Raw genomic sequence first — 20,055 nt, 5'->3', positions numbered from 1 at the left:
TTAGATTTTTTCCAGATAAGATAAAGTTTCCCTTATGTGGCCATCTGGAAGGTCGTCTATATTAGTAAAGGCTACTCCCATGACAACTACTATATATTCCTTGCCATCTTTCTTAGCTAGTGTCGCCCAGCAAAGGCCAGCATTATCAGTAGTCCCACTTTTGCCACCAATAATTTCAAAGCCATTTTCGTCATAGTCTTTAAGGTGACTAAAAATTGTACTTGCTATATGAAGTCCATCCGGATGTTCGTTAGTTGGACTTGATAGAAACTCCTTCTTTGTAAAAATCGCCCTAAAATTTCCATCTTCCAAAGAAGCTTTTATAAGCATGGCACAATCCCTAGCTGATTGATAGTTCTTTTCATCATCCATCCCATCAGCATTGGCATAAGACGTGTTAGTAAGCTTTAACTCCTTTGCCTTAGCATTCATTAACCTTACAAAATCATCAACAGACCCACTGACATTAATAGCCAAAGAGTCGCAAGCCTCTGCCCCTGAGGCGAGGATTGTCCCATAAAGCAGATCCCTATAAGTTGTAGTTTCATTAGCCCTAAAACCTGCCATAGAAGCATTAGCATTAACAGCATCCATATATGCATCATGATCAATAGGAGCAAGTGCCCCAAGGTCTGTAATATGCTCAAGACTTACTAAAGCAGTCATTATTTTTGTAAGGGATGCCATGGGCAAGGGCTCATCAGCATTCTTAGCATAGACCTCCTTATCGTCGGTCAAATTATAAATATAGACTGCCTTGCTTGTAAAACTATCATCATGAAATCTCTCATCCTTATTCGATAAATACTTTTTCCCAAATACCAGCCCTACAATTATTAAAACACCAAGGGCAAGTACCCCTATTTTTTTCTTCATTAAGCTACCTTCTTTCTAACATTTTAGTCTTAGGCAAATATTTATGTCTTCTACTTATTATACACCTCATAAACTCTTTAATAAGTATTTATTCGTAAAAATTCCCATAAGAAAAGGATTATCGCTAATGGCTAGTCGATAATCCCCGCCTTATATATTCTATTAAACACTAGCTTGGGCTAGGACTTTTCTATCGCTTAGCTTTTGCCTAGAAATAATATATTTTCTTAGTCTTAGAACAACATAAGAAACATAAACTAGAGTATATACTATGATAGAAAGTCTGTTCTTTTCTACATTCATTGAAAATAGAAGCATAACATGGATGTAGATTAAGATAAAGAAAGGATAGGCTAATCTTTGCAATCTCTTCCAGCTTTTTGCCTTCATTTTTTTCCTTACACACTTAAAAGATGTAATAAAAAGCGGAATCATAAGGCAAATCAAAATCAAACTTATAATTGCTGCAATCTTTACTTGTGCTGGCATAAATGATGGCTTTTTGAATAAATTAACAAAGTAAACTACCCCAAAAATAATATTGTGGGTCAAAGCCATAAGGCAAGCTATAATTGACATCTCCCCTCTTATGGTGAAAAATGTCTTGCTTAGCTTGTTGTGCTTGGTAAATACCCCTATAAACATTATTATTATGAACATAGAAGTCGATATAACTCCCCTTTGGAAAAGGTCTATATAAAACTTTCCAATAGGAGATAAATTCTTATAATAGCCTAGGGCATTAATCCCAATCATAAGAAGGATCATGGCATAAAATCCCACATAAAAGGCAAGGCTATATTTTTTTAACATATCGCTAGTTAAGTAGAAAAAGATTCCACTTATTAAAAGCCCTGTGATTAAATTCATTTTTTCTCCTTATAGTTAAAATTTTGCTGCAAGACCCCAAATGAGTCTTGCAGCTAATATTTTCTAAGAAACAACTACATTAATTGTTGTTCTAAAAGTTTTTGGAACATGAGTTGAATTAAACTCTATCCTAATCATGTTGTTACCCGGTTTTGACATATCTGGATCTTTTAATAATTTAATTGATACGCTTCCATCATCTGGTAGGTTTGTGATTAATTTCATATAGTCTTCGACAGTTGGAGCAGGTTCTCCGACCTTCTTCTCAATTTTCATTGCACTCAAAGCTGGATTGAACATCGCATCTCCATCTTCGCCTTCATCAATGGCAGATTTTCCGTCCCTATCCTTATCTTGGTAGACTGTAAGCTTTAGAGTTCTCTTTATAGCTTTACCAGCTTTCTTTCCATAAATGGTGATTGGATACTCTTTCATAGAGGCAAAGCTATCTTCGCTATAAAGTTGTCCACTTATGCTACCATCTGCAAAGTCAAGACCTTCTGGTAGACCTTCTACATCTTCTATAGTTACTCCTTGGCCCGCAGTAATTGTTATAGGTGTTATTTCCTTATAGTTATCGTAGTGATCTTTTAGATTTGCATTAATATCGCTAGCTCCTACTTCCACTGCATCTTTTGGTATTTCATAATCTGAACCTTCGCCGCCTTCATCATCTGGTTTTTCTACATCTGGTTTAGATCCTGAAGCTCCATCTTTTTCGAAAGTGATATAGAGAGCGAAGTTAGCATTTGGATTGTCTGTTGCTACATTCTTATCCTTCAAGAAGGTGTACTTAAAGCCGTAGTCGGTAATTGGGCTAGTGCAATTGTATTCATAGGTCTTGCCAGATTTTGTTTTAAGTCTGAAGCTTGCGATTTTTCCACGATTTGCATCGTTGATTTTGATTGTTTGCCTGTAAGAAACATTGTTAGGATTTTCTTTAGACATAGCTGGGCTTGTTAATTCTTGCCAATTACCATCACCAAATTTATATTCCATGGCTACTATATAGTCATCGCTGTATGTTTCAAATTGGATAGCGAAGTCTGTGCTTCTCATTGAGCCCTTGTGGGTAACATCAGCAATTATAGCTTGATTCATCTCTTCATTTGTTAGTCGAGTATTGTTTTCAAGTGTTTTGCCTGTATCCCTGTCTTTTATTTCTATGCCCTTAGCTTTGAAGTCCTTGTATTCAACAACTTCCTTTTTGCCGTCTTTGTGTACAAGTTCAAGTTTTAAGCGACTTAGGTCCAAGGCCTTTGATCTATCTTGTTTTAGAACTCTTTGACCTGTTATTCCATTTACATCACTTGGTTCTATTATATTGATTTCTTTGATGTCATTTCCAGTTTCCTTATCATGGGCTGACATTCTTAGGGCGTTATCTACTGATTGACCAAGACCTCCTGATGTTAGGGTTGCACCTGTAACAGCATCTAGCATTTCTTTGCCTTCTCCTCCAATAGTACCAGCCATAAATTCTCTAACTATTGGTGAGATCAATTCTGGTCTTCTTAGGTCTTTAATTTTCTTGGCGTAATTTTCACCTAGGAGTTCTTCGGCCTTCTTCTTTCTCTTATCCATATCTTCAACTGCCATGATTTGGTTTACATAGTTTTCGTGAGCTCTTAGGATTGCGACATTTTTCTTGCCATTAACCCCAGCTAGATATGGGATAGCCTTTGATGACATAGTCCTATATTGGTCACCAGAATATCCCTTACCTTCAACAAAGGTTACATTCTTGATATCCCCATGGTCTATTTCTACTATTGTCTTTAGCTTTCCTCTAGATAAATCAAAACCTACTCCGTAGCCCATAAATTCTCCATTGAGAAGCTTTGATCTGATGGCTAGACTATCTATAGTTTTTTCCAACTGATCTTTTGGATCTGGTTTAGCTTTAGCCGCTTTTAATTTTACAGTTATGGACTTGTGGGAAACTCCATCTACATGAGTTGAAGTGAATTTAAGCCTTGCTATAGTTTGTTTATCCTTAGCATTCATATCAGGTTTCTTTACTACTTCTATTGTTACAGAACCATCATCTGGAATATTCTTGAACAACTTCTTGTAATCTTCGATGCTTGGTTCATCGCCACCAATAAAAGCAGTCAAGCATTGGTCATTACGTGTTTCTCCCTTAAATTCAGGATTGAACATCACATCTCCATCTTCGCCTTCTTCCATGGCAGATGTTCCGTCCCTATCCTTATCTTGGTAGACTGTAAGCTTTAGAGTTCTCTTTATAGCTTTACCATCTTTCTTTCCATAAATGGTAATTGGATACTCTTTCATAGAGCCAAAGCTGTCTTCGCTATAAAGTAGACCTGTTATGCTTCCATCTACAAAGTCAAGACCATCTGGTAGGCCATCTACGTATTCGATAGTTACTCCTTGACCTGCATTAATTGTTATAGGACTTATTTCCTTATAATTAATGTAAGATGCGGCTAGATTTGCATTAATATCACTAGCTCCTACTTCCACTGCATCTTTTGGTATTTCATAATCTGAACCTTCGCCACCTTCATCATCTGGTTTTTCTACATCTGGTTTAGATTCTGTAGATCCTTCTTTTTGGAAAGTGATATAGAGAGCGAAGTTAGCATTTGGATTGTCTGTTGCTACATCTTTACCCTTTAGGAAGGTGTACTTAAAGTCGTAGTCTGTAATTGGGCTTGTGCAAGTATATTCATAGGTCTTGCCAGATTTTGTTTTGAGTCTGAAGCTTGCATTCTTTCCACGATTTGCATCGTTAATTTTGATTGTTTGCCTGTAAGAAACATTGTTAGCATCCTTAGCTGGATTTGCTAGTTCTTGCCAATTTCCACCATCGAATTTATATTCCATGGCTACTATATAATCGTCACTGTATGTTTCGAATTGGATAGCGAAGTCTGTGCTTCTCATTGAGCCCTTGTGGGTAACGTCAGCAATTATAGCTTGATTCATCTCTTCATTTGTTAGTCGAGTATTGTTTTCAAGTGTTTTGCCTGTATCCCTGTCTTTTATTTCTATGCCCTTAGCTTTGAAGTCCTTGTATTCAACAACTTCCTTTTTGCCGTCTTTGTGTACAAGTTCAAGTTTTAAGCGACTTAGGTCCAAGGCCTTTGATCTATCTTGTTTTAGAATCTTTTGACCTGTTAATCCATTTACATCACTTGGTTCTACTATATTGATTTCTTTGATGTCGTTTCCAGTTTCCTTGTCATTGGCTGACATTCTTAGGGCGTTGTCTACTGATTGACCAAGACCTCCTGATGTTAGAGTTGCACCTGTAACAGCATCTAGCATTTGTTTAGCTTCTCCTCCAAGCTTTCCAGCTATAAACTCTCTAACTATTGGTGAAATCATTTCTGGTCTTCTTAGGTCTGTTATCCTATCAGCGTATTCTTTGCCTAGGAGTTCTTCAGCCTTTTTCTTTCTCTTATCCATATCATCAACTGCCATGATTTGGTTTACATAGCTTTCGTGAGCTCTAAGGATTGCGACATTTCTCTTGCCATTATCCCCAGCTAGGTATGAGATAGCCTTTGATGACATAGTCCTATATTGGTCACCAGAATATCCCTTACCTTCAACAAAGGTTACTTGCTTGATATCCCCATTTTCTATTTTTACTATTGTCTTTAGTTTTCCTCTGGATACATCAAAGCCTACTCCGTAGCCCATAAATTCTCCATTGAGAAGCTTTGATCTGACGGTTAGACTATCTATAGTTTTTTCCAACTGAGCTTTTGGATCAAGCTTAGGTTTATCTACTAGTTTTACAGCTATTAACTTATATGAAACTCCAGAAACATGAGTTGAAGTGAATTTAAGTTTTGCTGTCGCTTGTGAATCCTTTGTATTCATATCAGGGTGTTGGGTAATTTCAACTTTTACCGAACCGTCATCTGGGATATTATTAAACAAGGCTTTGTATTCATCAAGGGTTGGTTCAGCTTCTCCCCTTACCTTTTCTATTGTAGGAGTCTTATTTCCTGGTGTTGTAGGGTCAAATCTATTTGCTCCCTTATAACCTTCCTCGTTATCATCTATTCCATCCCTATCCTTATCTTGGTAGACTGTAAGCTTTAGAGTTTTCTTGATGTTGTTTCCATCTTTTGTAGCATGGATTGTTACATCAATTACCTTATAAGCTCCTTCGAATTTATCATCTGCTATTTCAATAGTTCCTAGTATCTTATTTCCTTCTAGCCTTAGGCCTTCTGGAAGTCCCTCAGCAGATGTTATTGTAACACCATTGGCAGCCTTGATTGTAAGGTCATCAATCTTTCTGTGGTTAAGGTTCTTAAGAGCGAATGTTAGGTCGATATCACCATCACTAGCTTCAGTTTCTGGTTTGTGTGGATCTACTTCATGGCCTGGCTTACTTGGACTTGACTTATCTTCACTAATAACAAGGAAGACTGCAAATGATGCGTTGTTGTTTTTCTCATAAGAATTATCTGTACAAGGAAGTTTTATTCTATCAAATTGAACTCCCTTATCATCACTCTTGTAGGTGTAGGTGTTGCCCTTAACTGTTGTAGTTCTAACTAGGATTTCCTTTCCTAGGTCATCCTTCTTTAGCTTGATACTTTGCTTTTCAGCTATATTTTTCTTGTTTTCATCTGATAAGGTTGGATTTTCTATCTCTGTCCAACTTTGACCCTTATCTAGGCTATATTCCATTTTCTTTATATAGTCCTTGCTATAAAGACCGAATTTAATAGCTAAATCTACACTTCTCTTTGAGTCCTTGTGGGTAATTGTTGCATTAAGAACTTTTTTATTCTTTACTTCATCTGTAAAGTTCATCTTATCAGAAATAGCTTTTCCATCTTCACCTTTGATTTCTAGGCCATACTTAGCAAAATCCTTGTAGGAAACTATTTCTTCCTTCTTATCCTTGTAAATAAGTTTTACTTTTAAATCACTCAAATCAAGTAAGTCAGCTTTATTTGAAAGCAACTCTACCTTTTTGGTGTAGAAGTTTTTCTCTATCAAGCCATCCTTGTTTTCTACAATTTCAATTTTGTCTATATTGCTATTTGTCTTTTTATCATTTTCTGCTTTAGCAAGGGCAGCATCTACAGATAGGGCTGTTCCTCCAGCTGATAATGTGGCACCTGATACTGCATCATACATTTCCTTAGCCTTGTATTTTGGTGATAGGTAGGCTTTGACTGCATAAGAAGCGTAAGCTCTTAGAGGGAAGGATGGATTATCCTTATTATTCTTGATATAGTTTGCTCCATAATCCCCAACAAGCTCCCTAGCCTTGGCAACAGGATCTGTAGCATTTGCAATTTGCTCTACCATATCCATGTGCATTTTCATTATAGCTATGTTACGCTTACCATTTACAGGGTCTTTTAGGAATTTAATTATCTTGGCAGATGTTGTTCTGAATGCATCTCCATCATCTGGGTAGCTATCTTCATCTCTTACAATGTCTATGATTTTACCATCTTTTATTACTACTTTTGTCTTAACTTTTCCTTTTCCAGTATTGTATCCAGAGCCTTCTCCGTCAAATGAACCCTCAGCAAGCTCTCCCTTTCTCATTTTCTCTTCTAGGGCCTTTTCTTCCTTGCTTTGTGGTTTTTCTTCACTTCCTGGAGCTGGTGTTGGTTTTTCGCCTGGTTTTTCTTCGCTTCCTGGGCTTGGTGTTGGTTTTTCGCCTGGTTTTTCTTCACTACCTGGGCTTGGTGTTGGTTTTTCGCCTGGTTTTTCTTCACTACCTGGGCCTGGTGTTGGCTTTTCGCCTGGTTTTTCTTCACTGCCTGGGCCTGGTTCCGGTTGTGGTGGTAGTGGTGGAAGAGATGGGTTTGGTTTAGGAATTTCTGGAATCTTACTTGATGAATCATCTATAGCCTTGTTGATTGCATCATTTACTGCATTCATTATTCCCACGCTTGAGTAGGTTGCTCCTGATATTGAATCAACTGTTCCGCTTTGTTTGCCTATCATCTTGTTGATTACTCCAATAGCACTGTTGAAGTAGGCTTGGTCATCTTCATTCGTTGTTATATCGACGCTTGCTATTTTACCATCTTTTATTGTTACTGATACGCCGATATTTCCCTTAAAGCCTCTAGCAGATCCAGTGTATGTTCCATCTTTTAGCTTGCCTTCTTTTGGTGGAAGTGGGCTTGGTGTTGGTGATGGACTTGGTGTTGGCACTGGGCTTGGTGATGGTGATGGACTTGGTGTAGGAAGTGGACTTGGTGCTGGTGTAGGAAGGCTTGGGATTTTACTTGATGAATTATCTATAGCCTTGTTGATTGCATCGTTTACTGCATTCATTATTCCCACACTTGAGTAGGTTGCTCCTGATATTGAATCAACTGTTCCGCTTTGTTTGCCTATCATCTTGTTGATTACTCCAATAGCACTGTTGAAGTAGGCTTGGTCATCTTCATTCGTTGTTATATCGACGCTTGCTATTTTACCATCTTTTATTGTTACTGATACGCCGATATTTCCCTTAAAGCCTCTAGCAGATCCAGTGTATGTTCCATCTTTTAGCTTGCCTTCTTTTGGCCTTGTAGCTTGGGTTGATGGCTTATCTTGGATCTTATTTCCAGTTTTTTTGTCATTTTCTGTTTTCTTATTTTTTGCTAGTGGCTTGTTTGCAGCTTTTGAATTTGCTTTTCTTTTATTATTTTTACCTTGAGATGGGCCTTCAACTGCCTTATTTAGAGCATCATTTACAGCATTTATTATGCCCACGCTTGAGTAGGTTGCTCCTGATACTGAATCAACATTAGCACTTGTTTGACCAATCATCCTGTTGATTACTGCAAGGGCACTGTTAAAGTAAGCATCATCATCATTGTAGCTAAGGATGTCTACGCCAGCAATTTTGCCATCTCTTACGCTTACAGATACGCTTATATTTCCCCTATATCCTGAGGCAGATCCTTGGTATGTTCCATCTTTTAGGCGACCACCTTCTGGTATATTAACTGATGATGAAGCCAAAGACCTTGCTGGTCCAGAAGAATGACCAATAGCTGATCCACTAGATCTAGATTTTCTGCTTCTAGCGCTAGATTTTTTCTTATTCTTATTCTTTTGGGATTTTCCTTTTTTTGAAGTTCCCTTCTTCTCAGCTTTTTGCAAAGCGTTTTGAACAGCTTCTTTTAAGGCATCTGATGATATGGTTGCTCCTGAGATAGAATCTACGTCAGTACTGTTGGCATCAATTATATCATCTAAGACTTTTACAGCTTCATTAAAGTATTCAGGTGTTTCATCTTGTGAAACAACTTCAATATCCGCTATTTTTCCATCTTTTATAGTAACTTTAACTGTTACATCACTGCTATAACCTCTTGCGCTTCCTTCATAGACGCCGTCGGTGTAGGTACTATCATCATTAAGATCATCTTTTTTGTGTTTTTCTGTATTTTTGTCTTTGTCTTCCGTCTGCTCGGTCTTGTTTTTTGGACTATCAGCTTTTTTAGACTGAGAGCCTATGGAAATTGTTCCGAATACAATTCCAGCAGAAATAGCGAGTATAAGTGACGATACAGATATCCACTCTAATCTTTTATTCCCCATTAACTACTCCTAACTTATTTTATTAATTACAGTTATTATTTTTATAATTGTATAAGTTTGTTTGCAATCTTTTCGCTATAGCCTAGTTTGAAAACTAAGTTTCGAATAATAGCAAAGTCCAATCCTATCTAGTAGACAATAAGTTAGCATCAATATTTTCTTATTTTTCGATAAATAAGCTTTTTCATTTCTTTTTCTTATTTACTAGCCTAAGTTCGCCTTTAGCTATATTTAGAGGCTTTAGCCTTGATATCGTTTTTATACGTTCAGTTGAGTATGTAACATTCAAAAATCTAACCTATAGACTCTTAATAATAAATCCACTTTCATAGTGAACAATAAGGATTTTTGTGAAAATTAACAAGACTTCTATGAAATATGGCTTTGCTTATATGATTCTAATAAGAAGATAAAATACTATAGTTAAGTAGCTTAACTTATCCTTCCTCTGGTCACAGATATTTCCTATGAGTCTAGCTAGAAATTAATCCTAGCTATAGCAATGTAATCCACTTTGCATTTTAAATGTTTGCCGGTTGATAGCTTATAGGGCTTGCAAGCTAGAGAAAATCATCTAGAAAGCAAGCCTATAAACTATATAAAGCCCAGCTTATAGACAAAATCTTTGAGAGCACTAATAGAAACAAAGAAAGAAATAACATATACCTTAGTCGTCAAATTGTGGGAGTTTTGTTTAGACTCAGGTTTTGTTTCATAGAAAGGATTATCAAGGAGTTTTGTCTATACTCTCAACTTTATATGCAATATTTTATGCAATTATGCAACTATATAAATATAATACTGCAATCAATTCTTATTATAAAGATAACAATTCTCATTGTCAATACTTTTTTAAATTTTTTTTAGGGATTTTTTATAATGATTTATTAGTTTCTTATTCTGGGGGTTTATCGCTATAAATGTTGATATTTACAATTTTTTTGGAGTGCTTCTTTTCTTAGAAGCTTGTAAAAGTGTGATTTGCTTATAAAAAGTTTATTTTTCCTTGAGTCTTGACCACAAAAATTTTAATTTTTTTAAAATTTTCCTAAATTTTAAAAAAGATTAAAAATTTTATATTTATGAATAAATATAAAATCATATACTATACCCTCTGGGTATATTATATATGATATGATATTAAATCTGTGTTAAGATTTTATTTTTTTATCTAAAAAGCCCCAGGCAAAAGAAAAAGCTTTGAAGGCGTTTTGGAGCGATTTCAAAGCTTTTAGTCTGTTTTTTATTATTTGATTTTCCAGAAAGCCATAATTTTTTTATAGGCGTTCATAAATTTCTTGGCATTTTAGCCGATTAAAGTTTTTTTCTAGTTTTTATTTTCCCAAGACCTCTTTTACAACTTCTCTGATATTTGCTAGTTGGATTATTTTTAGGTCTTTAAATTCTTTTTCATCTACAGAATTTTTTGCCACATAGGCATTTTTGTAGCCAAGTCTTTCGATTTCTTTTAGTCTTTGCTTGATTTGGGGAACTTTTTTAAGCTCACCAGTTAAGCCCACTTCGGCTATAAATACGCTCTTATCAGATACTGGGACTTTCATTAGGGATGATGCAATGGAGATCATTATTGCCAAGTTTACTGAAGGCTCGCCTAGTTTTAGTCCTCCAGTTGTTTTTATTATGACATTTTGATCATAGAGATTAAGACCTGCTCTTTCTTGGAGGATCGAGATTAGGGTGTTTAGGTCATCCCTTCTTAGGGAGTCGCCTATCCTTTGAGGATAGGGCATAAAAGATCTTGATACCAAGGATTCGATTTCTACTTCTAAGAGTCTTGAGCCTTCCTTGGTTACAGAGATTGCCGAACCTTCTATGGCGGTATTTCTTTCTGTTATGAAGTATTCGCTCGGATTTGTTATTTCATTAAGTCCGTCTTCATCCATAGAAAATAGACCTATCTCACCAGTTCTTCCGAATCTATTTTTTGTCGAAGTAAGAACCCTCAAGTCTTCTTCGCTTTCACCATCTAGGATTAGGACGGTGTCAACTAGGTGCTCCAAGGTCCTTAGCCCTGCCATCTCGCCTTTTTTTGTCATATGGCCTATCATTATAACCGCTCTTTTTCTTTGACTATCTTTGGCAAGTTCTACTGCCTTGTTGGCTACTTCAATAGTTTGAGTAGGGCTACCTGCCTTACTGTCAAACTCGGCTAGGCTAAAGGTTTGAATAGAGTCTAGAAAAATTATATCGCAATCTATCTTCTTTATCTCTTTTATAGCAAGGTCCATAGACCCTGTCGAAAGAATCCAAATATTTTCTGGAAGTGAAGGCATAATCCTATCAGCCCTCGACTTGATTTGGCTTTCACTTTCTTCTCCAGAAATGTAGAGAACTTTTAGACCCTTATCGGCGTAAGATTTAGATAATTGTAGAAGGAGGGTTGACTTTCCTGCTCCTGGTCTTGCTGTAAGGATAGAAACAGAGTCCCTAACAAGACCTCCTCCAATAGCTCTGTCAAATTCACTATAGGTCGACTTGATTCTTTCCGATTCGTCAAGGGCTATGGTCTTTAGCTTTATGGCGTTTTTATTTTCCACTACTAGGCTTTGCTTAGGACAAGTTTTCTCGGAAATAGTTTCATGCATGGTTCCCCACTTGCCACATTCTGGGCATTGACCAGCCCACACAGGCTGGCTATGACCACAATTACTACATTCGTAAGCCTTTTTTAGCTTTGCCATCACTTACTCCTTTGTGAATTATTAGCAGAGAAAACTCTTATGGCCTCTCTAGGATCTTTTTTGTAGAGCTTTTCGTAAATATCTCTAGGGCTTTTTCCTTCTTCAAGAATTTCTCTTAGGGGGTCTAGGAAATCTCCCTCATCATCCAAGGCTTTTTTTGCCAAATCTATAAAGTCTAAGGCCCACTTATAGATTTCCTTATCCTTATACTTGGCATGAAGGCCATATCTTTCGCATCTACTCTTTAGATTAGTTACTTGTGGATAGTCCATATCCTCAAAAATCTCATAAAGTTTGTTTAGGTTATCCTCATCATAAAACAAGCCTTTGATTAGGGCAAGGCAGGCAAAGTTGTAAGGGTAAGGAAGCTCATCTGGCATCCTAATTTCTAGATATTTTTTAGCCCTAACATCAGGAAATACTATGGATAGGGCGTGAAAAATCATCTCATCACTAAAGTCTTCATCCATGATCTCAGAGAATTTGACCCTTCCCTTATAGCTTTCTTCTCCATCTTCCTTGATAAAGATTATGTCTGTATCAAGGATTTTTCTAGCATATTTTTCATAGGAAAGATCATGATCAAAGGCAAAAGGATAGACTCCCGTCCTTTGTCTATCACAATTATCCCAAATCATCTGGCGGAGATTTCTTTTATCATAAACTTCGCCCTCAAAAATATAGGCATTATCGAAAATCGAATACAAAAAGGGGCTTAGGGCACTCGCTAGGAAGTATTTTCTCTTAAAATCTTCTTCATTAGCGTAATCTATGGTTACTTGAAGGCTCGCTGTTCCCTTCATCATATTGTGGGCGTAGGCCCCTCCATTTATCCTAAAATATTCGTACATGAAATCATACCTTTTCTTTGGAATGATTTTTATAGCAGAGATTTTGCTTTTGGGATGATATCCAACGCTTGCTAAGACTTGACCCTTATTTTCAAATATTGGGATAAGTTCTGCCATAGCCCTTGTATAGTCCCTATAAAGGTCATTAATGCTCTTTTTCGACCTTATGGCTAGCTCGAATTGACTGGCAGGTTCGATGGAAATATCAAAATTCTCCTTGCTAAGGCCAAGAATGTTTCCTTCTTCTTCTTTTATATCATAGCCAAGCCTTCCTATCTCTGCCATTGACTCACAAATCCCATCTTTACCATAATAGGAAATAGTCGTTAGGCTGTCTTTATCAACTACAAAGTGCTCCGACTCAAAGCCTATAGAAAAGTCTTTAGTCTCTTTTTCTCCACTCTTAATAAAATTTACAATTTTTTCTATCTTTTCTCTAAAATCCATATCAACCTTTCTCTTTAATCTTGCAATTACTATTACTATACGCTTTGTGGCATATTTATCTTTAAATAATATAGTTAAGACATGATCTACGCATATTACCAGACAAAAATAGGCTTTATAAAATTTAGCTATGAAGATTTGATTAAGAAAATAGAATTGGTCGATAAAGTTTCCACAAATGACGAAAAATCTGAAATCACAGATAGGGTTTTTTTTGAAATTGAAGAGTATCTGGAAAATAAAAGAAAGATTTTTACTTCCTATGAGCTCCTCGATACGAGTTTAAGTCCCTTCCAGAAGAAAGTTCTCTCTGAACTTAGAAAAATTCCCTACGGAAAAACTTCTACCTACAAGAAATTAAGCGAAAAAATAGCAAGGCCCAGAGCCTACAGACCAGTAGCCAGGGCCTTAGCCACTAATCCTTTTTTTATAATCTATCCCTGCCATAGGGTCAAAAAATCAGATGGAAGTCTCGGAGGCTTCGCCTATGGAGAAAAAGTTAAAGAATATTTACTAAATCTTGAAAAAGGAGGAAAGTAAAAGCTCTCGATTGAGAGCTTTTGTTTTAGTTAATTCTTTCAGTTGTTTGTCCATCAAAGAAGTGTAGGGCTTCAGGATCTAGGGTGAAGTCGTGGTCTTCTCCAACAGCATAGTCAAGGTAACCTGGTTGACTTACTGTAAGTTCTGTGCCATCTTTTAGTTTTGTATAGAGAAGTTGTTCCTTACCCAAGGACTCTATTACTTCTATGTTAGCATTTACTGAGTTGTAGTCTCTTTCTTCTGCTATAAATCTTTCAGATCTTATGCCGAGGTGAACTTCTTTACCCTCGTAGGCTTTAATCTTGTCCCAATCTTTATCAGTTGGGCGAACCTTTATTTCTCCAGATTCATTTACAAAAATACCATCTTTGATTTTTCCTTTGATAATATTCATGGTAGGAGAGCCGATAAAGCCTGCTACGAAAAGGTTGTTTGGTTTTTGGTAAAATTCATTTGGAGCACCGACTTGTTGGATAATACCCTTATCAAGAAGAACTATTTTTGTCGCCATTGTCATAGCCTCTGTTTGATCGTGGGTAACGTAGATACTTGTAGTATCTAATTGATTGTGGATTCTTACAATTTCAACTCTCATGTGCTCACGAAGTTTGGCATCTAGGTTGGATAATGGCTCATCCATAAGGAATACTTCTGGGTTTCTCGCAATCGCACGACCTAGGGCAACCCTTTGTCTTTGTCCACCTGAAATATCTGATGGTCTAGAGTAGAGGTAATCTTCTAATTGAAGAATCTTTGCTACGTCTTGAATCCTTTGATCTATAACTTCTTTTCTTTCCTTTTTCATATTTAGTGAAAAGGCCATGTTATCATAAACTGTCATGTGTGGATAAAGGGCGTATGATTGAAATACCATAGCTATGTCCCTATCCTTTGGTTCAACTGTGTTCATGATTTTGTCATTGAAACGTAGGGTTCCTTCTGTAATTGAGTTAAGTCCAGCTATCATCCTAAGTAGGGTTGACTTACCACATCCAGATGGACCTAGTATTACACAAAAATCATTGTCATCTATTTCTAGATTTATATTTCTGATCGTAAATTTATCACGACCCTCATATTTTTTTCCTAAGTTATCTAATATTACTTTCATTTTTAACTCCTATCCCTTAACTGCACCTGATGATAGTCCGCTTACTAGTTCATCTTGTAATACTAAAAATAGTAGCATTACAGGAATAGCTGACAAGAATCCTCCTGCCGCAAAGGCTGGTTGGTTCATATTTCTAACATCTGATATCAATGTGAAAAGTCCTGTAGCAAGTGTGTAATCACTTGGATTTGTTAGTAAGATTTTTGGCATCATGTAATCTAAGAATGGTCCTATAAAACATTGAAGGGCAATTATTGCAAGCATAGGACGAACAAGTGGCATGATTATTAATCTATAAACTTGTATATTTGAACATCCATCTATTTTTGCAGCCTCATCAAGCTCTGGTGATATAGTATCTAGATAGCCCTTTAGGATAAAGGTGTTAGAAGCTATTGCTCCACCAGAATAAATTAAAACTAACATAGCTGCTCTAGAAAATACTGGGATTATTCCAGAAACTATAGAGTGGATAGCGTAGTAAGCTGTAATTCCTGCGAAGGCTGGAATTATTTGTACTAGCATTATAGTTATAAGACTAGCCTTTTTACCCTTAAATCTAAATCTTGAATAAGCATAGCCTGTAAAAGATACAAAGATTAGGGTTAGTAGGGTAGTGGCTGTCGCAATTTTTAAGGTATTAAGTACCCATCTTAAAAATTGAGTTTTCTCAAACAAGTATTTGAAATTATCAAGTGAGAAGACAAAGTCTCCACTCATTGATATATATTGACCTTGATTGCCATTAAATGATGATACAACCATTATAACAAGTGGAACTAAGATAAAGGCTGCCCATATCAATAAGATGATGTAGCTAAGGCCTAGTAGGGTCTTTCCGCCAGCAGATAAGGGTTGAAGATCTGATAAATATAAATCGCTATTTTTCTTTTTCTTAAACATATTAATACTCCTTAAAAGCTGAAGAATTCTTATATCCAAAATAAGAAATTATGATTAGTATTATGGATATGAATACTGTAATCGCAGCACCTATAGCCTGGTATTGATTCTCCATAGTTAACTTATATATATAAGATATCAAGATATCTGAGCTTCCTGCGAGGTTTCCATAGACTTCTGGGTTGAATGGACCACCTTGGTTATATAAGTAGATAATTGAGAAGTTGTTAAAGTTAAAGGTGTATTGGTTAATTAGCATTGGAGCTATTTGGAAAAGAACTAGTGGGATTGTAATCTTGAAGGTTCTTTGAGCTCCAGTTGCACCGTCAATACTTGCTGCCTCATAAAGGTCTTTTGGTATAGCTTGAAGCACACCAGTAGTTAGGAGGAAGATATAAGAATGTCCCAACCAACCTTGTAATAATATCAAAGTCGCCCTAGTCTGATAGGTGTTGTTTTTTATATCTAGACTTAGGTGGAATAAGGAATTGATTGCCTCAGCTATAACTCCACCACGGCTGGTCATTATTGAGAAGAACATGATGGTGATAAAGGCAGGGATTGCCCAAGGCAAAAGATATACAGTCCTAAAGAACTTCTTTCCCCTAATTCTTTCGTTATTTACCAAAAGAGCAAAAATAAAACCTAATACTATAGCAAGAGTTGAAGCTAGTATAGTCCAAATTATAGTCCAAGCAAAGATGTGCCAGAAGGCTTGACCTGCTATTCCTTGACCCTTGGCTATGGTTATATAGTTATTTAGGCCTATCCAAGTAAACTTATTTTGGTGTTGAGGATCAATATTAGTAAAAGATATCATTATAGCAGTAAGTATAGGAACTATAACTATAAATATTATTACTATTAGGGCAGGAGCTGTAATTAAGAATGGGAATCCATCTGTTCTTAGCATCTTCTTTGTTTCAAAGAAATTGTTAGGTCTGATACCTGCCATCTCCTTTTTCTCGACACTCCTTACGTCCTTAAAGGATAGGACATAGATTAAAACAGAAAAAGTTATAAATACTATAGCAAGTATTCCTTCAATCATAAAGAGTATTGATCTATCTAGTCTTTTTCCGCCAGCAGCAAGAGAAATAAGTCCTGCTATACCCTCACCTTGGTAATTACCAAAACCTAGAGCATAAGGTATGGCTATTAGGTAGATAAATAAAGTGCCAAGCAAAAATAACAAGCCTTTTTGCCATTGACCATTTAGAAATTGGCCTAGACCTGGAATTGGCAAAGAAATAATAGACCTATAGGCAGAAGTTTTTTCTATCTCTACTGGAGTCCTTCTTCTAGCCTCAGCCTTGTCAGCTTCAAGGATTTTCATTTCCTTTTTGTAGTCTTTTTCTATCTTGTATTTTATAGAAGCTATCTCTTCCTTTAAGGAAACCTCAGGATTTCTATAATTTAGTCTCTTGTTTTGATCTTTGAACTTTTGTTTTAATTGTTCCTTTTCACTTTGGAAGGCTTTTTTGGAAATTCTTCCACCCTCAAAAGACTCTTTGAGATTGTTATTATCTGCTTCAAATTTATCCTTGAGTACATCCCTATCAGCTTCAATTAACTTCTTGTTTTTTTCAATTTCATCAGTAGTCAATTTCTCAAGCCTATTATTTGCTCTTTCCAATTGACTCTTTAATTGCAAATCATTTTCTATAATCTTTGGGATTTGCTCATAATCTAGTTTGCACAACTTATAATCAAGCTCACTATCATAAGATAAGTCCTTGTTTTGTTCATAAAAAGCTAACATATCATTAGCTATTGACCTGGTATAATATAAGTCTCTCAAATATTTCTGATCAATCTTATAATTTGGGTCATTTTTGGCCTTCTCGCTAGCCTTATTCAAAAGGTCTTTTTTCTTTTCTTCATAGGCTTTTAGTTTTTGATTATAAGGATGGTTTTGGGGGTCAATCTTTGGACCACCACTTTCTTCCGCCTTTATAGAATCTAAAATGTATTGATTTTTCCTTTCTCGGCGTTCACCAATATCATCTATAAGGTATTTATCATATGTCATTTTACACCCTTTCTTCCCTTGCAATAATAAATAATAAAATGAAGTTTAAAATTATAGCTACATAGTAAAATATAGATCCGATTTTAAATTGTAGGATGAGGTTGATAATTTCAATTACAGTCATTCCGGAAAAGAAGACCTTGTAGAAAAAATTAACACCGAATTTTTTTACTGTAAAAAATGTATAAAGGGAAATTACAAGAGGACTTAAAACCCTGATGAATAAATTAAACATAACCGAGTTAATATATTCATCAAAGCTAAGACCTGGATTTTTTAAGAGAAAGCTTCTATAGACATCCACATCTTTTGCCATCATCAAGGCTTCCATAGACAAGGCCAAGATAAGAATTGCAGAAGTTATTAGAACTCTAATAAGAAATTTTTCTCTCTTTTTTTCTAATTCCTTGCTAATCATAATAGATAAAGGGGATGTTTAATATGAAATTCTTTTCATAAAGTTTTACATCTAAGGCCAGAAGCCAGTCGAGCTTAAAGCCTAAATAGTTAAGCTAAACTTTATGAAAATATGAAAACCATAATTCTAACAGCCCCTTATTTCCTATTTACTATTTGTTAAAGTTTGCCATCATTGATTTAAATGATGCTTGTAATTGTTTATAAGCTTCTTCTTCATTGGCAGGTTTAACTGAGTTCCAAGAAAGAATTGCATTCTTATAAGTATCCCAAACATTGCCCCATTCCTTGAATAATGGTCTAGCTGGAGCTTTCTCATAAGATTTGATTGTAGCTTCTATAATCTTCTTGTCTGAGTCAGGTAGATCAGATTTTTGGTAGTCATCATTCTTTACATTTTCAAGAATTTTACCTGTAGATTTGTATAAATCTGTTGCGAATTTAGGATTTACAATTTCTTTAATCATAGCTTCTGCTATAGCTTTTTTGTTAGCATCTTCTTCGATTCTAGCATTGATTGCAAGTCCCCAACCACTTTGCCAGTGATTTAGTGGTTTACCTGCTAGGGTGATTTGATCAATTGGGCAAATCTCTAGGTTATCTTTTCCAGCTTGCTCAGAAATTGATGCTGCATCCCAAGCTCCGCCAAGTCTTGCAACTCCGCCTTTGCCTTCTTTGAATGTATCATCTATATATCCCCAACCAGCATCTGGGTCAAATAACTTAGTTCCAGCTGCATCATGTTTTTTCCAGTATTCATAAAGAGCTTTAACAGTTGCTTGTTTTTCTGGTTCAAGATCTTTCCAATCCTTAGTAAAGTCAGAGAAGAGTTTTCCTTCTTCATCTTTTCCTAAAAGTTCTATATTTGATGAGTTTGTTGCAGCAACTCCGTACCAAGCGTCAAATATTGGTAGAAGAACTGTTGATTCATCTTTAACATCATTAAGCTCTATAGGTTTTGTTAAATCAACACCCTTAGCTTCTGCATTTTTCTTATTTACATAAGTAATTAATGTTTCGATATTGTATGGGAAAGCAAAATATTCACCATCTATTTTGAAGTTTCCACCTATTCCCTTATCGAAATCATCCCAACCACCAATCTCGTCAGCTAGTTTTTTAGAGTCGATTGATCCTAAAATGTCATTTTCTACAAGACCAACAAGTCTATCTGCAGGAATTGCAAATAAATCAGCAACATCTTCGTTGCTTGCATCTGTTTGATCGATTACATCTAAGTGGTCAAAAGATTTAACTGTCTTAAATTCGATTTCTGCTTTTGGATATTTTTCCTTAACTCTCTCAGCAGCCTTCTTATAATAATCCATCCATTCTTCTTCTGCTTGAACAGTAATCTTGCCAGAAACATCTCCTGGATCCGCTGCTTTTTTCTCAGCCTTATCGCCACCCTTGCCACCGCATGAAGCAAGAATAACTGATAGAGATAAAGCCATCAACATCTTTAGTTTGTTTTTCATTTAATCCTCCTTCGCTTCCATAATAATGAAAACGTTATTTAGTTCTGTATTATATATTATACATTAAATTGAAATTAAATGGAAGCATTTTCTATTTGCGAAATTTTATCTTTGTTAATTTTTATACATATTTATACCCTCGCAAGGCTTGTAATATACTAATCCACCATATTGACTTTTTTTATCTACTATGCTAGTTCAGTCACTTAAATCTAGGTATAAATATTAATTTTTTTATGGATAAGCTCGTATTTACTTCATTTTAACATCT

11 protein-coding genes are annotated in these 20,055 nt (G+C 35.8%); 1 reads left to right on the top strand and 10 read right to left on the bottom strand.

From position 1 onward, the window contains the following. The 5 genes from P6936_RS02165 to P6936_RS02145 form a co-directional block, all read right to left on the bottom strand. Positions 1 to 876: a D-alanyl-D-alanine carboxypeptidase family protein gene (locus P6936_RS02165; RefSeq protein ID WP_276880709.1), complete on the bottom strand. Its 876-nt coding sequence runs from the start codon at positions 874 to 876 to the stop codon at positions 1 to 3. Between the two features lie 162 nt (positions 877 to 1,038). Then, positions 1,039 to 1,746, bottom strand: coding sequence for a ferric reductase-like transmembrane domain-containing protein (locus tag P6936_RS02160; RefSeq protein WP_060929731.1), 708 nt, complete (start codon positions 1,744 to 1,746; stop codon positions 1,039 to 1,041). A 63-nt stretch (positions 1,747 to 1,809) separates the two neighbouring features. Then, positions 1,810 to 9,303 (bottom strand): FMN-binding protein, encoded by a 7,494-nt coding sequence (locus P6936_RS02155; protein WP_276880708.1) that lies wholly within the window; start codon positions 9,301 to 9,303, stop codon positions 1,810 to 1,812. 1,334 nt (positions 9,304 to 10,637) lie between these two features. Further along, positions 10,638 to 12,005 (bottom strand): DNA repair protein RadA, encoded by a 1,368-nt coding sequence (gene radA / locus P6936_RS02150; RefSeq protein WP_276862829.1) that lies wholly within the window; start codon positions 12,003 to 12,005, stop codon positions 10,638 to 10,640. Next, positions 12,005 to 13,303, bottom strand: a complete 1,299-nt coding sequence (locus P6936_RS02145; RefSeq protein ID WP_276880707.1) for a glutamate--cysteine ligase — start codon at positions 13,301 to 13,303, stop codon at positions 12,005 to 12,007. Before P6936_RS02145 ends, radA begins: the two co-directional genes overlap by 1 nt. A gap of 81 nt (positions 13,304 to 13,384) precedes the next feature. On the opposite strand from P6936_RS02145, the gene P6936_RS02140 reads away from it, so the two are divergent. Next, positions 13,385 to 13,843 (top strand): methylated-DNA--[protein]-cysteine S-methyltransferase, encoded by a 459-nt coding sequence (locus P6936_RS02140; protein ID WP_276880706.1) that lies wholly within the window; start codon positions 13,385 to 13,387, stop codon positions 13,841 to 13,843. A 25-nt stretch (positions 13,844 to 13,868) separates the two neighbouring features. Here the strand turns inward: P6936_RS02140 and P6936_RS02135 are convergent, their stop codons facing one another. The 5 genes from P6936_RS02135 to P6936_RS02115 all read right to left on the bottom strand — a co-directional run bounded on the left by P6936_RS02135 (position 13,869) and on the right by P6936_RS02115 (position 19,784). After that, on the bottom strand, positions 13,869 to 14,954 hold the full coding sequence (locus P6936_RS02135) for an ABC transporter ATP-binding protein (protein ID WP_276880705.1): 1,086 nt from the start codon (positions 14,952 to 14,954) through the stop codon (positions 13,869 to 13,871). Positions 14,955 to 14,963: 9 nt separating this feature from the next. Then, positions 14,964 to 15,857, bottom strand: coding sequence for a sugar ABC transporter permease (locus P6936_RS02130; protein WP_276862150.1), 894 nt, complete (start codon positions 15,855 to 15,857; stop codon positions 14,964 to 14,966). Position 15,858: 1 nt separating this feature from the next. Further along, positions 15,859 to 17,889, bottom strand: a complete 2,031-nt coding sequence (locus tag P6936_RS02125) for an ABC transporter permease subunit (RefSeq protein ID WP_276880704.1) — start codon at positions 17,887 to 17,889, stop codon at positions 15,859 to 15,861. A gap of 1 nt (position 17,890) precedes the next feature. After that, complete coding sequence (locus tag P6936_RS02120) at positions 17,891 to 18,208, bottom strand: hypothetical protein (RefSeq protein WP_276864026.1); 318 nt, start codon at positions 18,206 to 18,208, stop codon at positions 17,891 to 17,893. Positions 18,209 to 18,458: 250 nt separating this feature from the next. Further along, on the bottom strand, positions 18,459 to 19,784 hold the full coding sequence (locus tag P6936_RS02115; RefSeq protein WP_276864024.1) for a sugar ABC transporter substrate-binding protein: 1,326 nt from the start codon (positions 19,782 to 19,784) through the stop codon (positions 18,459 to 18,461). Between the last annotated feature and the right edge of the window lie 271 nt (positions 19,785 to 20,055).

This window comes from Anaerococcus tetradius (assembly GCF_947087635.1).
Taxonomy (GTDB): domain Bacteria; phylum Bacillota; class Clostridia; order Tissierellales; family Peptoniphilaceae; genus Anaerococcus; species Anaerococcus tetradius.
This window is presented reverse-complemented; position numbering and strand designations above follow the sequence as displayed.